The 12,957-nt window shown below is 66.9% G+C and carries 11 protein-coding genes and 1 tRNA gene; 6 read left to right on the top strand and 6 right to left on the bottom strand.

All coding sequences use genetic code 11. From position 1 onward, the window contains the following. Positions 1-63 precede the first annotated feature (63 nt). Both fdhD and AB0313_RS13490 read left to right on the top strand, forming a co-directional pair. Complete coding sequence (fdhD, locus tag AB0313_RS13495) at positions 64-942, top strand: formate dehydrogenase accessory sulfurtransferase FdhD (RefSeq protein WP_366306078.1); 879 nt, start codon at positions 64-66, stop codon at positions 940-942. Positions 943-1,051: 109 nt separating this feature from the next. After that, on the top strand, positions 1,052-4,081 hold the full coding sequence (locus AB0313_RS13490; protein ID WP_366306076.1) for a glycoside hydrolase family 38 C-terminal domain-containing protein: 3,030 nt from the start codon (positions 1,052-1,054) through the stop codon (positions 4,079-4,081). 227 nt (positions 4,082-4,308) lie between these two features. On the opposite strand, the gene AB0313_RS13485 is transcribed toward AB0313_RS13490, so the two are convergent. Together AB0313_RS13485 and AB0313_RS13480 are read right to left on the bottom strand one after the other, a co-directional pair. Continuing rightward, positions 4,309-5,046, bottom strand: a complete 738-nt coding sequence (locus AB0313_RS13485; RefSeq protein WP_141943478.1) for a hypothetical protein — start codon at positions 5,044-5,046, stop codon at positions 4,309-4,311. Next, positions 5,043-5,774 (bottom strand): hypothetical protein, encoded by a 732-nt coding sequence (locus AB0313_RS13480; protein WP_366306074.1) that lies wholly within the window; start codon positions 5,772-5,774, stop codon positions 5,043-5,045. Before AB0313_RS13480 ends, AB0313_RS13485 begins: the two co-directional genes overlap by 4 nt. A gap of 252 nt (positions 5,775-6,026) precedes the next feature. Here AB0313_RS13480 and AB0313_RS13475 point away from each other — a divergent pair, with 252 nt between their 5' ends. Then, positions 6,027-7,688: an ABC-F family ATP-binding cassette domain-containing protein gene (locus AB0313_RS13475; protein ID WP_366306072.1), complete on the top strand. Its 1,662-nt coding sequence runs from the start codon at positions 6,027-6,029 to the stop codon at positions 7,686-7,688. 2 nt (positions 7,689-7,690) lie between these two features. Continuing rightward, positions 7,691-9,604, top strand: a complete 1,914-nt coding sequence (locus tag AB0313_RS13470) for an ABC transporter ATP-binding protein (protein WP_141943472.1) — start codon at positions 7,691-7,693, stop codon at positions 9,602-9,604. A gap of 10 nt (positions 9,605-9,614) precedes the next feature. Here the strand turns inward: AB0313_RS13470 and AB0313_RS13465 are convergent, their stop codons facing one another. The 3 genes from AB0313_RS13465 to AB0313_RS13455 all read right to left on the bottom strand — a co-directional run bounded on the left by AB0313_RS13465 (position 9,615) and on the right by AB0313_RS13455 (position 10,596). Then, positions 9,615-10,046 (bottom strand): NUDIX domain-containing protein, encoded by a 432-nt coding sequence (locus AB0313_RS13465; protein WP_141943470.1) that lies wholly within the window; start codon positions 10,044-10,046, stop codon positions 9,615-9,617. Continuing rightward, positions 10,043-10,522, bottom strand: a complete 480-nt coding sequence (locus AB0313_RS13460; RefSeq protein ID WP_366306069.1) for a DUF6314 family protein — start codon at positions 10,520-10,522, stop codon at positions 10,043-10,045. Before AB0313_RS13460 ends, AB0313_RS13465 begins: the two co-directional genes overlap by 4 nt. A gap of 1 nt (position 10,523) precedes the next feature. Next, positions 10,524-10,596 (bottom strand) — tRNA-Arg (locus AB0313_RS13455). An 83-nt stretch (positions 10,597-10,679) separates the two neighbouring features. On the opposite strand from AB0313_RS13455, the gene AB0313_RS13450 reads away from it, so the two are divergent. Further along, positions 10,680-11,453 (top strand): DUF998 domain-containing protein, encoded by a 774-nt coding sequence (locus AB0313_RS13450; RefSeq protein ID WP_141943468.1) that lies wholly within the window; start codon positions 10,680-10,682, stop codon positions 11,451-11,453. Here AB0313_RS13450 and AB0313_RS13445 read toward each other — a convergent pair. After that, positions 11,450-12,076, bottom strand: coding sequence for a hypothetical protein (locus AB0313_RS13445; protein ID WP_366306067.1), 627 nt, complete (start codon positions 12,074-12,076; stop codon positions 11,450-11,452). The genes AB0313_RS13450 and AB0313_RS13445 overlap by 4 nt on opposite strands. A 32-nt stretch (positions 12,077-12,108) precedes the next feature. Between AB0313_RS13445 and AB0313_RS13440 the strand changes: the two genes are divergently transcribed. Then, positions 12,109-12,939, top strand: a complete 831-nt coding sequence (locus AB0313_RS13440; RefSeq protein WP_141943465.1) for an inositol monophosphatase family protein — start codon at positions 12,109-12,111, stop codon at positions 12,937-12,939. The last annotated feature ends 18 nt before the right edge of the window (positions 12,940-12,957 follow it).

Here is a 12,957-nt window from a genome sequence, read left to right as displayed (position 1 = left end):
GCTCCTGCGCAGGGGCGCGCTCCGATGGTGCCATGATGGAGTAATGATCAGGCAGGGTGGAACATGGGACGCGTAATTCAGCGCCGCAAGGTGCACAAATATGTCCTGGACGGATCGCCGGGCGCGCTTGAATACCCGGCCCGTCACCGCGAAGACGTCCTCGCCGTTGAGGAACCGCTCGAAATCCGACTGGGCACGCTGTCCTACTCGGTAACGATGCGCACCCCCGGCGACGACTTCGACCTGGTGGCCGGGTTCCTGGTGTCCGAGGGCGTCATCTGGACACCCGGGCAGCTGGTCTCCCTGCGGTTCTGCGCCGGCGAGGACGAGAACGGCGTCCAGACCTTCAACGTGGTGGAAGCCCAGTTGCGGCCGGACGTTCCGCTGCCCGATACCGGCCGGAAGGTCTACACATCGAGCTCCTGCGGCATCTGCGGCACGGACTCCATCGAAGCGGTCCGGAAGTCTTCCCATTTCACTCCCGAGGCAGACCCGCTGGAAATAGATGCACAAGTACTCGCCTCCCTTCCGGCGCTGCTGCGGAAGTCCCAGCGCGTCTTCGACGACACGGGGGGCGTGCACGCAGCGGGCCTGTTCAAAATAGGGGACGGCGGCGTTCCGCGCCTTTTGTGCCTTCGCGAGGACGTTGGTCGTCACAACGCCGTGGACAAAGTGGTTGGCTGGGCGTTGCGCGAAGGCCTCCTGCCGCTGACCGGAACGGTTCTCCAGGTGTCCGGCAGGGCGTCCTTTGAGCTGGTGCAAAAAGCGGCCCTTGCCGGGATTCCCGTCCTGTCCGCCGTCAGTGCCCCGTCCAGCCTCGCCGTGGAACTGGCAGAAGCGAACGGGTTGACCGTCGCAGGCTTTAGCCGCGGCACGAGCTTCAACGTTTACGCAGGGGATTCCCGGATCCTCCGGCCCCAGCCGGTGGTGCCAAGTGCCTAGGGCCAACTGCGTGCCCGATGGCAGGGGGTTGGTTGCGGTGCTTCCAGCGGGTAGATTTGTCCATCGAATGGACGCGATGATCCAGTCTCAAGGTTAAAGAGGACAAATATTGCATGACGACCGCAGGATCACGGAAGTCCGGCTGGCAAGGTTTGTGCGCGAGCGCATCGATCCCGCCGTGTACAGCAGGTCGGTCCCGCTTGACCTGAGCAGTTGGGAAGTCCCTGACGAACCGGTTCCTGCACTGGAAGCGATGCGGCAGGAGTTCCGGCCGCAGGAGCACGGTGCCCCCTGGGGGCGGCCTTGGGGCACCACCTGGCTGCGGCTGCAAGGGGAGGTACCCGAGTCCTGGGGCGGCCCGGACACCACGGTGGAAGTGGTGGTGGACCTGGGGTTCACCACCGAGGCGCCCGGATTCCAGTGCGAAGGGATAGCGTGGCGGCCTGACGGCAGCATCATCAAGGCAATCTCGCCGCGCAACCAGTACATCCCGCTGAAACTGTTGGGCAGCGGCATGGCAGTGGACTTTTACGTCGAGGCGGCAGCAAACCCTGATATGGCGCAGGGCTGGACTTTTGCCGCCACCCCGTTGGGTGACAAAGCGACCGCCGGGGGAGCGCCGCAGTACCGGCTGGGAACCATCGCCATTGCTGAGCTGAACCAGTGCGTGTGGGAACTTCAGCAGGACATCTGGACGCTGGCCGGCCTCATGGAACAACTCCCGCTGGAACTTCCCCGCCGCCATGAGATCCTCCGGGCCCTGGAACGCATGATGGATGTCATGGATCCCGACGACGTCGCAGGGACCGCCGCGGCAGGACGCCAGGCGCTCGCCGGGGTCCTCGCCAGGCCCGCATATGCATCGGCGCATCAACTGGTTGCCACCGGGCATGCGCACATTGACTCCGCCTGGCTGTGGCCGGTGCGGGAAACCGTCCGCAAATGCGCCAGGACTTTTTCCAACGTAGTGGCGCTGATGGACGAGGACCCGGACTTTGTCTTTTCCTGTTCCTCCGCCCAGCAGTTGGCCTGGATCAAGGAGCTGTACCCGGAACTCTTCAGCCGGATCCGGGACAAGGTGCGGACGGGCCAGTTTGTTCCAGTGGGCGGCATGTGGGTGGAGTCGGACACCAACATGCCCGGGGGTGAAGCCATGGCCAGGCAGTTCGTGGAAGGCAAGGGCTTCTTCCTGGCCGAGTTCGGCGTCGAGTGCAGGGAGGCGTGGCTTCCGGACTCATTCGGCTACAGTGCGGCGCTGCCCCAAATCGTCAAGGCTGCTGGCAGCCGGTGGTTCCTCACGCAGAAGATCTCCTGGAACCAGACCAACAGGATGCCGCACCACACCTTCAACTGGGAGGGGATCGACGGCACCCGGCTGTTCACCCACTTCCCTCCGGTGGACACCTACAACTCCGACCTCAGCGGCAAGGACCTGGCCCATGCCGAACGAAACTACCGGGACCACGGCCGCGGCACCGTGTCACTGGTGCCGTTCGGCTACGGCGACGGCGGCGGCGGCCCCACCCGCGAAATGCTTGCGGCAGCCGCCCGCACCGCCGACCTTGAAGGATCCCCGAAGGTCCGCATCGGTTCAGCGGAGAGTTTCTTCCTGCAGGCCGAGGAAGACTATCCGGGCCTTCCGGTCTGGGTGGGCGAAATGTACCTGGAGCTGCACCGCGGAACCTACACCAGCCAGGCCCGCACCAAGAAGGGCAACCGGCGCAGCGAGCACCTGCTGCGCGAAGCGGAGCTGTGGTGCGCCACGGCAGCCGTCCGAACCGGTGGCACCTTCGAGTACCCCTACTCGGAGCTCAGGCGTCTTTGGCAGTTGGTGCTGCTGCAGCAGTTCCATGACATCCTTCCGGGCAGCTCCATCGCCTGGGTCCACCAGGACGCCGAGCGCAACTACCAGGCCATCGCGGCAGCCCTGGAGGCACTGATCAGCCGGGCAGCCGCTGCCATGCTGGGCTCCGGTGACCGGACGTTCCTGCTCAACGCCGCCCCGCACGCCAGGGACGGTGTCGCTGCGCTGGCGGCAGGGGAGCCACAGCCGCACGCGGAACCGGCGGAGGCCCTCCCGCATGACGGCGGCTACATCCTGGATAACGGGATCATCCGGGCCATTGTGGACGCTGACGGGCTCATCTCCTCCCTGCGCGATTACGCCAGCGGCCGCGAGGCAATCGCCCCGGGACAGCGCGGCAACCTCCTGGAACTGCACCGGGACACCCCCAATGAATGGGATGCCTGGGACATCGATGAGTTCTATCGGCGCAACGTCACGCCGCTGGTCCACGCGGAGTCTGTCCGCAGCGCCGGTGACGGCGGGAGCGCCGTAGTGGTGGTGGAGCGGATGGCCGGCACGTCGCCGCTGACCCAGCGCATCACCCTGGCCCCCGGCAGCCCGTCCCTGGAGATCACCACATCCGTGGACTGGCAGGAGCGCGAGAAGCTGCTGAAGCTTGGCTTCGCCCTGGACGTCCGGGCAGACCGGTCGGCTGCCGAAACGCAGTTCGGCCACGTCTTCCGGCCCACGCACACCAATACCTCCTGGGAGGCGGCGAAGTTTGAAATCTGCGCCCACCGGTGGATCCACGTGGGCGAGGCCGGCTACGGCGTGGCGGTGTCCAATTCGTCCACGTATGGCCACGACGTGGCCAGGAGCACCAGGGACGCCGACGGCGGGACCACCACCATGGTGCGCCTGTCCCTGTTGCGGGCGCCAAAGTACCCCGACCCGGACGCCGACCGCGGCCGCCATGAGCTGACGGTGGCCGTCCGGCCGGGTGCCGATATTGCCGGTGCCGTCCAGGAAGGGTACCGGACCAACCTTCAACCCCGGCTGGTCCAAGGCTCCTCGGCGGTGCAACCGCTGTTCTCTGTCGATAACCCCGCCATAGTGGTCGAGGCAGTGAAACTGGCCCAGGACGGTTCAGATGACGTGGTGGTCCGCCTCTACGAGTCCTTGGGGCAGCGCTCCGCCGGAACCATCACGGCCAACTTCCCGGTTCAGGATGTTGTGGCCACAGATCTTTTGGAGCGCCCTGCCGAAACTCCCGGACTTGTGACCGCGGCCAACAGCGCCGAGCTTACGCTCCGCCCGTTCCAGCTGGTCACCCTGCGGTTCGCCAGGACGTAACCGGGGCGGTGGGTCGGTGGGCTGGCTGAGACTGAAAAGGGGCTTAAACAGGCTGAGTGGGGGCGGTTCCCCAACGATCCGCCACCACTCATCCCCCCAATGTGTGCAAAGGCCCCCGGGGCTACGGCATTCCAGAATTTATCCCCGTTCGAAAACGCCGGGCAGCCCCGCCTTCACACATTCATGATTGTTTCACATTCTAATGATTTTGTGAAAGCCGGAGAAGGTTACGTTTCGGTAGATGTCCTGCGCCGGGCCGCACTGCGTCCGTTGACCACCCTTGCGGCCCAGATCAGGGCCAGTCCAATGACAAAGCACAGGATGGCCGTGTAGTTGATGATGAACTCAATCGAGCCAAGCGAGGGTGGGATGACCGGAAACAGCAGCGTAAGGGCCACGGCAATTCCGCCCAGGGCCAGCAGGGCAGCGGCGATGCGCACGAGCACGGGGAGCCTGTCGCGGACTGCCCGCACCATGGACGGCAGCAGGGCCAGGGCAACGTAGGCCGGGTAGGCACGGCCGGCGGCGCCATAGTACTCAACGAGCGCGAAATGGCGGGCATCCTTCCCGGAGATGGCCACCAGTCCGGCGGAGGACCCGGCAGTGTCCATCATGAAGAACAGCGCCACCATGACAACCGAGACGGCGACCAGGACCACCATCCCGGCCTTCCCGGTGATGAGCCGGTGGGCGCTGTCAGCCCCGAAGCCCCTGGAAATGCGGACGCCCAGGAAGAAGATGGCCCCAAAGATCACGAAGCGGAGCAGCAGGTTGGCCAGGTTGATCCCGCCCATGGCCTGGTCGATCACCACGTAAGGCCCCTGGATGCTCAGCAGGATCGCAAGGGTCATCAAGGAGAAAATGCCGAATAGGGAACGGTTCTCCCCCCGGAGGGTGCTGGGAATGCGGGCAGCTGCGACAAGGGCGCATATCGCCAGCGTGCTCCACTGAAGTATCTCGATCATCCCAGGTTCTCCCAAATCTTCTCAGTCTGCGCTTGGTCCTGCTCCTGGCGGCGCAGCACTTTCCCCAATGATTGAAGCCTCTCCCCGGCAAGTGCCACGAGCTCTCCGTCGGAGAGGCTGTCGAGGGCTGCCTGCCTCGCTCCAGGAGGCCACCCGGCCTCCTCCTCCGTTATGACCCCGGTTGCCACCAGGCCGCCCGCCGGGCCCACCCCGGCCGCCAGCGCGGTAGCCACCGCAAGCTCGGGGGAGAGCCTGTTGGCAGTTAACTGGGCGGAATAGTTTTGCGGGGCTACCCCCGTGGCGGCCGACACCCGGTGCCGCACCTCGCCGTCGTCTATCGCGTCCACCCAGTTCTTCACCGAGGTGGCGTGGGGGGCAGGGGTGAGCGCGGGTGCCTCCGCTGAGTGCACCGCATCCATGGCTGGCCGGACAAGCAGCGCGCGCAGGAGGTCCGCCGTGGAGATCTGGCTTACCAGTTCATTCCTGGTGGGGGGACGAGCCGGCCCTGCAAGGACCCTGTAGGCGTCAAACCCGGCAAGCGCGGCGACGGGATTGATTTTGTAAGCGCGGCTGATGCTCACCACCGTGCTCACGGACACCTTGCCCCGGACCAGCTGCTGGGCCAGCGTGGTCCGTTTGATCCCGGAGATCCGGCAGACATCGGCGGTGCTGGCATCGGGGGCGATGCTTTGCAGCCAGCGCTGGAACGCCTTGGCGGAAAGGGTCATGGAGGACTCTCTGCGGGACGGGAGGGGTGTGACTGATTTTACCGTGGCCGGGGGTGCGCGCCGTGCCACGGATTTTGCTGACAGTCCGCAGTCGTCTATAGTTGATGGTCGAGCCCGCTGGTCCGTACACCCCCCAAGTCCGGACCAGCGGGTTCTTCTATGTCCTGCAGCCCAAGCGGCGCCGCGGTCCGGTTTTTGCCGCCTCTGCCGGCCGTCAAAGGCTGCCCGGGCAGCGGCGAAAGGACGAATTCGATGACTGCAACCCTTGTTGCCAAGGACATCTCCGGAGGCCACGGCCACCGCACGCTTTTTTCCAGGCTCTCGCTGACGGTGGCCCCGGGCGACGTGGTGGGCGTTGTCGGCGCCAACGGTGCCGGAAAGTCCACACTGCTGCGCCTCCTTGCCGGCGTGGACCAGCCACACGAAGGGTCGGTCAGCCTCGCCCCCTCGGACGCTTTTGTCGGCTGGCTGCCCCAGGAGCACGAGCGTGTCCCGGGGGAGACCGTAGCCGCCTACATCTCCCGCCGGACCGGCTGCATTGAAGCAACCCGCGAGATGGAGTCCACCGCTGAGGCTTTGGGGTCCGGGGCTCCGGGCGCTGACGACGCCTACGCCCGTGCCTTTGACCGCTGGATGGCCTCCGGTGCCCCCGACCTGGACGACCGGATCCCGGCGGTGCTCGCGGAGCTGGGCCTGGACGCCGGCCCGGATGCGCTGATGACAGGGCTTTCCGGCGGCCAGGCGGCCCGCGTGGCACTGGCCGCCCTGCTGCTGAGCCGCTTCGACGTCGTCCTGCTGGATGAGCCCACCAACGACCTCGACCTGGCCGGCCTCGCCACTCTGGAGAACTTCGTGACGGGGCTGCGCGGCGGAGTGGTGCTGGTCAGCCATGACCGCGAGTTCCTTGCCCGCTGCGTGACCCGGGTGGTCGAGCTGGACCTTGCGCAGAACAGCGTGGCCGTCTACGACGGCGGCTACGACGCCTTCCTGGAGGAACGCGCCGTGGCGCGTAGGCACGCCCGCGAGAAGTACGAGGAGTTTGCGGCCACCAAGGCAGACCTGGTGTCCCGGGCGCGGACCCAGCGGGAGTGGAGCTCGCAGGGCGTCAGGAACGCCATGAAGAAGAACCCGGACAACGACAAGATCCGGCGCGCGGCCAGTACGGAGTCCTCGGAGAAGCAGGCGCAGAAGGTCCGGCAAATGGAATCCCGCATCGCCCGGCTGGACGTAGTGGAGGAGCCCCGGAAGGAATGGCAGCTCCAGTTCAGCATCGGCCAGGCGCCGCGCTCCAGTGCCGTCGTCGCCACTTTGCGCAATGCGGTGGCACGCCAGGGCGGTTTCACGCTGGGGCCGGTCAACCTGCAGCTCAACGGCGGTGAGCGGGTGGGCATCACCGGCCCGAACGGGGCCGGCAAATCCACCCTCCTGCGCCTGCTGCTGGGAACCCAGGCACCGGACGACGGCGATGCCTCCATGGGTGCCTCTGTCGCCGTCGGCGAGATTGACCAGGCCCGCGGCCTGCTGGACGGGGGGCTGCCGCTGGGCGAGGCCGTCGAAGCGGTGCTGCCGGACTGGAACAGTGCCGACGTGCGCACACTCCTGGCCAAGTTCGGCCTCAAGGCGGATCACACTTCAAGGACTGTGGACTCGCTGTCGCCGGGGGAACGGACGCGGGCGGCCCTTGCGCTGCTCCAGGCACGGGGCGTGAACCTGCTGGTACTGGACGAACCCACCAACCACCTCGACCTGCCCGCCATCGAGCAGCTGGAAGAGGCCCTTGAAAGCTACGACGGAGCCCTGCTGCTGGTCACCCACGACCGCCGGCTGCTGGAAAACGTCCGACTCGACTACCGGTGGCACCTGGATAGCGGGAACGTCCAGGAACTCCACCACACTGCAAGCCAGGAGAAGTAACCATGAGCATGGACCGCGTGGCCTGGAGCTCGCTCTACAACATCAGCACCGCAAAGAGCGCTTCCAAGCCGTTTTCCAAGGAAACCCTGAAACGGGTGCTCGCCTTTGCCGCCCCGCATCGGGGAAAGCTCATCGCCTTCGTGCTTTCCTCCGTCGCCGCGGCCTTCCTGGCCGTCGCCACCCCGGTGCTTGCCGGCCAGGTGGTTGACGCCATCATCGCCAAGACAGATGCCGGTACCGTGATCTGGCTGGCGGTGCTGATCGCCATCGTGGCGGTGGGCGAAGCGGGAGTGGGGCTGTTGACCCGCTGGCTGTCCTCGACCATCGGCGAAGGCGTCATCGTGGACCTGCGCACCCGGGTGTTCGACCACGTGCAGCGAATGCCCATTGCCTTCTTCACCCGCACCCGGACTGGAGCCTTGGTCAGCCGCCTCAACAACGACGTCATCGGAGCGCAGTCCGCCTTTGCCGGCACGCTCTCCGGCGTGGTGAGCAACTCCGTGGCGCTGGCCCTGACCCTGGTCGTGATGCTCAATAAGTCCTGGCTGGTCACCGTTCTGGCCATGGTCCTGCTGCCGATCTTCCTGATCCCGGCCCGCCGCATGGGCTCCAAACTGGCGGACCTGCGCCGCGAAGCCGCTGCGCACAACGCCGCCATGGGCACCCAGATGACGGAGCGGTTCTCCGCGCCCGGCGCCACGCTGGTGAAGCTGTTCGGCCGCCCGGATGAGGAATCCCGCGAGTTCGCTGCCCGCGCGGGCCGCGTCCGCGACATCGGCGTCCGCATGGCCATGCTGCAGTTCACGTTCGTTACCGCCCTGACCCTGGTGTCCGCGCTCGCGCTCGCGCTGGTCTACGGACTGGGCGGCTGGCTCGCCCTGGGCGGCCAGCTCGCGCCCGGGGACGTGGTGGTCCTGGCGCTGCTGCTGACACGGCTCTATGCCCCGCTCACTGCCCTGTCCAACGCCCGCGTTGAAGTCATGAGCGCGCTGGTCAGTTTTGAACGGGTCTTTGAGATCCTGGACCTGAAACCGCTGATCCAGCAGAAGCCGGACGCCGTGCCCGTTCCTGCCGGGCCCGTGTCCGTGGAGTTCGACAACGTCCGGTTCGCCTACCCCTCCGCGGACAAGGTCTCCTTGGCATCCCTGGAAGAGGTTTCGACCCTTGACACCAGGGGCGGCGAGGAAGTGCTGCATGGCGTCAGCTTCCGGGTGGAACCAGGACAGACGGTGGCCCTGGTGGGCTCCTCCGGCGCCGGTAAGTCGACCATTGCCCAGCTGCTGTCGAGGCTTTACGACGTCGACTCGGGCGCCGTGCGGCTCGGCGGCACCGTGCCGGGGACGGGGCTGGACGTCCGGGACACTACCTTCGACTCGCTGCGGGACACCCTGGGCATGGTCACCCAGGACGGCCACCTGTTCCACGAAACCATCGCCTCCAACCTTCGGCTGGCCCGGCCCGACGCCACGGACGACGACATGTGGGACGTCCTCCGCCAGGCCCGGCTGGAGACCATGATCAGGTCCCTGCCGGACGGCCTGGAGACAGTGGTGGGGGAGCGCGGCTACCGGCTTTCCGGCGGCGAACGCCAGCGCCTGACCATCGCCCGGCTCCTTATTGCCCAGCCGCGGGTGGTCATTCTCGATGAGGCCACTGCCGCGCTTGACTCCACGAACGAAGCCGCCGTGCAGGCAGCCCTGGGCGCCGCACTCGAGGGGCGTACCGCCGTCGTGATTGCGCACCGGCTGTCCACCGTCCGCGCGGCCGACGCCATCCTGGTGGTGGAGGGCGGCCAAATCGTGGAACGCGGCACCCACACCGAACTGCTGGCCGCCGGCGGCCGCTACGCCGAGCTGTACCAGACGCAGTTTGCCGAGGCCACGGCCGTGGCGCAGGAAGCCGTCCCGGAGTTCTAATTCCGGGGTTCTAGTCCGTCAGTTCCATGGGGGCGGCCGCCAGCAGGGGCAGGATGTGGTCCGTCAGCAGCGGCGCCAGGTCCCGGGGGAGGGCCTGGCCGCCGCCATGACGCCTGATGTCCAGCCAGCGGATCTCGGCGATCTCGGCCGCCGGGCTGGCCCGCCACGTGCCCGGGGCGCGGAACACAGTGGCTTCGATGTCGGTGGCGGCCTCGTTGGCGGCGTCCGCGATCCAGACCCCCATGAGTTCAAGATCCTCCGGTTGGACCACGATGCCCACTTCTTCGGCGAGCTCACGTGCGGCGGCCTGGATGGCCGTCTCGCCGGGTTCGGGTTTGCCGCCGGGATGCATGAACATGCCCGTACCGCGTTTCCTCACGGTCAGGAGGCGTCCGGCGTCATCGAACACGCAGACGGCGGACACCACGATCCGGTCCTTCACGGGGAGATCCTTTCCAGGTGCGAGACCAGCAACAGGTCCTTGCGGGGACCGGTGACATCCCAGCTGTAGCTGAACCGGTCGTGTGACTGGTACGTGTAGGTCACGCGGTAGGTGTCGGGGTCGCACCAGTGAGTGTCGTTGCTCGCCTCGGTGGTGAAGCTCATGCGGTGAAATGCCCTGCCGTCGGGAAAGAACACGTCCAGCGCGTCGGACCGCGCTGTGGGCCCAAGGACATACTCACGCGTGGCGGGGCCGGTGAAGGAAGGCCAGCGCATGGTGCCTTCCTCGCGAAGGAACAGGCCGTCGTCGTCCATTGGAGTGAAAAGCACGACGCCGGAAAAGGTGCCGCGGGTGCCGTCCGACCTGTCCAGCAGGTCCCGTTCCACCCGCCAGCGGCCCGCTGCGCCGGGGGCGGTGGTCCGGTGGCTGCCCAGCAGGTAGGCGCGGAGGTCGGGCTCCGGGGAACTGGAGTTCAAGTGCCCTCGATTGGAATCGAACCAACGACACCGGCTTTAGGAGAGCCGTGCTCTATCCACTGAGCTACGAGGGCGGGCATCCGGTGGTTCGGCTGGGCCGGTCCGTCCGGACACGGTTACAAGCATACAAGGTGCCGGGCCGTACTACGCTCAAGGCATGAGTCCAGCCCCTGGTGCCGCTCCTGCCGTTGCCTTCATCCCGAACGTTGCGTCCACCCGGCATTACATCGGTGCGTGGGCAGTTTTGAGCGTCCTGCAGTATTTCCTGGCGGAAGCTGTGGTGGCTATGGCATGGGCCGGCCCCCGCCCCTACGACCTGCGTACCGGATACATCAGTGACCTGGGTGCACTCCGTTGCGGGATCTACTTGGGCCGGGACGTCTGCTCGCCGTTGAACTGGCTGATGAACGCCTCGTTCGTGGTCCAGGGCCTGGGCCTGCTGGTGGGGGCGATACTGCTGACCTCGGGACTGCTGCGCGTGGCCGCCCGGCCCGGCACCCGGGTGGACTGGAGCCGCAGGAAGCCGTGGCTGGCGGCCGCCGCGGTCCGCCTGCTCACCGGAGCCGCCGGGGTTGGAACCGTGGTGGTGGGACTGGTGCCGGAAGACGCCGGCTCCCCGTGGCACTACGCGGGCGCCGTAATGTACTTCGCTGCCGGCGGGGCGGCATTGGTGGTCCTGGGTATCCTCTGGCTGCGGAAGACCGGGATGGCCTGGTTCCTGCTGGTGTGCGGCGGCGTCTCGCTGGCGGCGCTCACCACGGGAGGCCTGACCCACATGAGGGTGCCGGAACCAGGGACGCTGGAACGGCTGATGGGTTATCCGGTAACGGTGGGAATGGCCGCCGCCGGGCTGGTCATTGCGCAGCGCGTGCACCGGCACCGGAAGCAACGGCGCGAGGCAGCGGCCTCCGCACGGGCAACCGCCGGCTAGTGCTGTTTCCTGTTCCTTCTGCTGAGGAACACTGCCACGGCGCCGGCCACGAGGCTCAGCACCAAAAGTACCCAGCCGGCAACGGTAAGGCCGGATGCCAAAGCGACCTGCCCGGCGTCGGGACCTGGCGTGCCCATCATGGCATCAATGGCCACGTTGCCCCACAGGCGGACCACCACGAACAGCATGGGCGCAGCCCACAATGCCCACCGCAGTGCCTTCCGCGCCACGTTGGTGCCGATGAGCAGCAGCCACGTAAAGCCGAAGATCAGCGGGAAAAGGGTCCCGGCGGTCTTGTGGACGTAGCCCAGCTGGCCCAGGGCATCGGCGTTCATGACGCCCTGCAGCCGGCCGATGTAACCGGTGTCGAAACCGCCCACCAGCGAATCCGGCATGGCCATATCCTGGGAGAGCTGGGTCATCTGGTTCAGGGTCAGCAGGTGCAGGTACCAGAACAGGAACAGGCTCGCCACCACGCCGGCGATCACGATCAGGTTGCTGTTGGCTTGCGCCTTCTCGGGCGTGCGCGCCGTGGTGGGGTTGACCACCGGTGGCAGATGGTGCTGCGGCACAACCGCATTGGCGCCGTGCTTCTTGATCCGCTGGGCAGGGGTTTTGGCCATGGCACCATTATCCCGCCCCATAAACTGAACCCATGACCACTGGCCGACACAGCGCAGCTGTTCTTGACCCCTCATTGGACGACTACGAACTGGCGGCGGCGCTGGTCCGCGAAGCCGGACAGTTGGCGCTGCTCATGCGCATGGCCGGCCTGGAATCGGAACAAAAGACCTCCGTCTCCGATGTGGTGACCGCGGCCGACCACGCCGCCGAGGCCTACGTGCTGGAGCAGCTGCGCCGCTGCCGGCCGGAGGACGGCATCCTGGGCGAGGAGGGCGCCTCCGTCCAGGGCACCAGCGGCCGCACCTGGGTGATTGACCCGGTGGATGGCACCTACAACTTCCTGCACGGCTCCACATACTGGTGTTCAGCCATAGCCCTCAAGGACCACGGGGACGTACTGCTGGGCGCTGTCTTCCAGCCCGAGGAAAACAAACTGTGGCTGGGCGGACGGGACAGGGCAGCCACCCTCAACGGTGAAGCGCTGACGTCCTTCAGCGACGATGGTGGCAGGCGCAACGCCACGAATGTCTCCGAGCTGGGGGCGGCAACCTACATCCACCCCACCTGGCTGATGGACCCCATGTGCGCCATGCCCTGGCACGCGGCGGCCACGTCCGCAGCCTCCCTTCGCATGCTGGGGTCCGGTTCCTGCGACCTGGGCCGCGTGGCGGAGGGGCAGCTGGGGTGTTGGTTCCAGCACAGCTGCCCGGAATGGGACTGGCTGCCTGGCAAGGCCATCGTCCGGGCGGCCGGGGGCGCTGTGGACACCGTGCGCGTCAACGGGCTGGAGTGGTTCATCGCCGGCGGAACGACGGCGGTGCGCGAGTTGCGGGCAGCCCTCCAGTCCGGCTCGGTGGGCTGAGCCAGCTGCCCGGGCAGC

It is taken from the genome of Pseudarthrobacter sp. NPDC080039, assembly GCF_040702335.1.
Classification (GTDB): domain Bacteria; phylum Actinomycetota; class Actinomycetes; order Actinomycetales; family Micrococcaceae; genus Arthrobacter; species Arthrobacter enclensis_A.
This window is presented reverse-complemented; position numbering and strand designations above follow the sequence as displayed.

What these genes read in the sequence shown, in the direction of transcription:
- AB0313_RS13470 (WP_141943472.1), top strand. Translation starts at nt 7,691, where the DNA reads ATGAGCATGGACCGCGTGGCCTGGAGCTCGCTCTACAACATCAGCACC.
- AB0313_RS13485 (WP_141943478.1), bottom strand. Translation starts at nt 5,046, where the DNA reads ATGATCGAGATACTTCAGTGGAGCACGCTGGCGATATGCGCCCTTGTC.
- AB0313_RS13440 (WP_141943465.1), top strand. Translation starts at nt 12,109, where the DNA reads ATGACCACTGGCCGACACAGCGCAGCTGTTCTTGACCCCTCATTGGAC.
- AB0313_RS13450 (WP_141943468.1), top strand. Translation starts at nt 10,680, where the DNA reads ATGAGTCCAGCCCCTGGTGCCGCTCCTGCCGTTGCCTTCATCCCGAAC.
- AB0313_RS13445 (WP_366306067.1), bottom strand. Translation starts at nt 12,076, where the DNA reads ATGGCCAAAACCCCTGCCCAGCGGATCAAGAAGCACGGCGCCAATGCG.
- AB0313_RS13480 (WP_366306074.1), bottom strand. Translation starts at nt 5,774, where the DNA reads ATGACCCTTTCCGCCAAGGCGTTCCAGCGCTGGCTGCAAAGCATCGCC.
- fdhD (WP_366306078.1), top strand. Translation starts at nt 64, where the DNA reads ATGGGACGCGTAATTCAGCGCCGCAAGGTGCACAAATATGTCCTGGAC.
- AB0313_RS13475 (WP_366306072.1), top strand. Translation starts at nt 6,027, where the DNA reads ATGACTGCAACCCTTGTTGCCAAGGACATCTCCGGAGGCCACGGCCAC.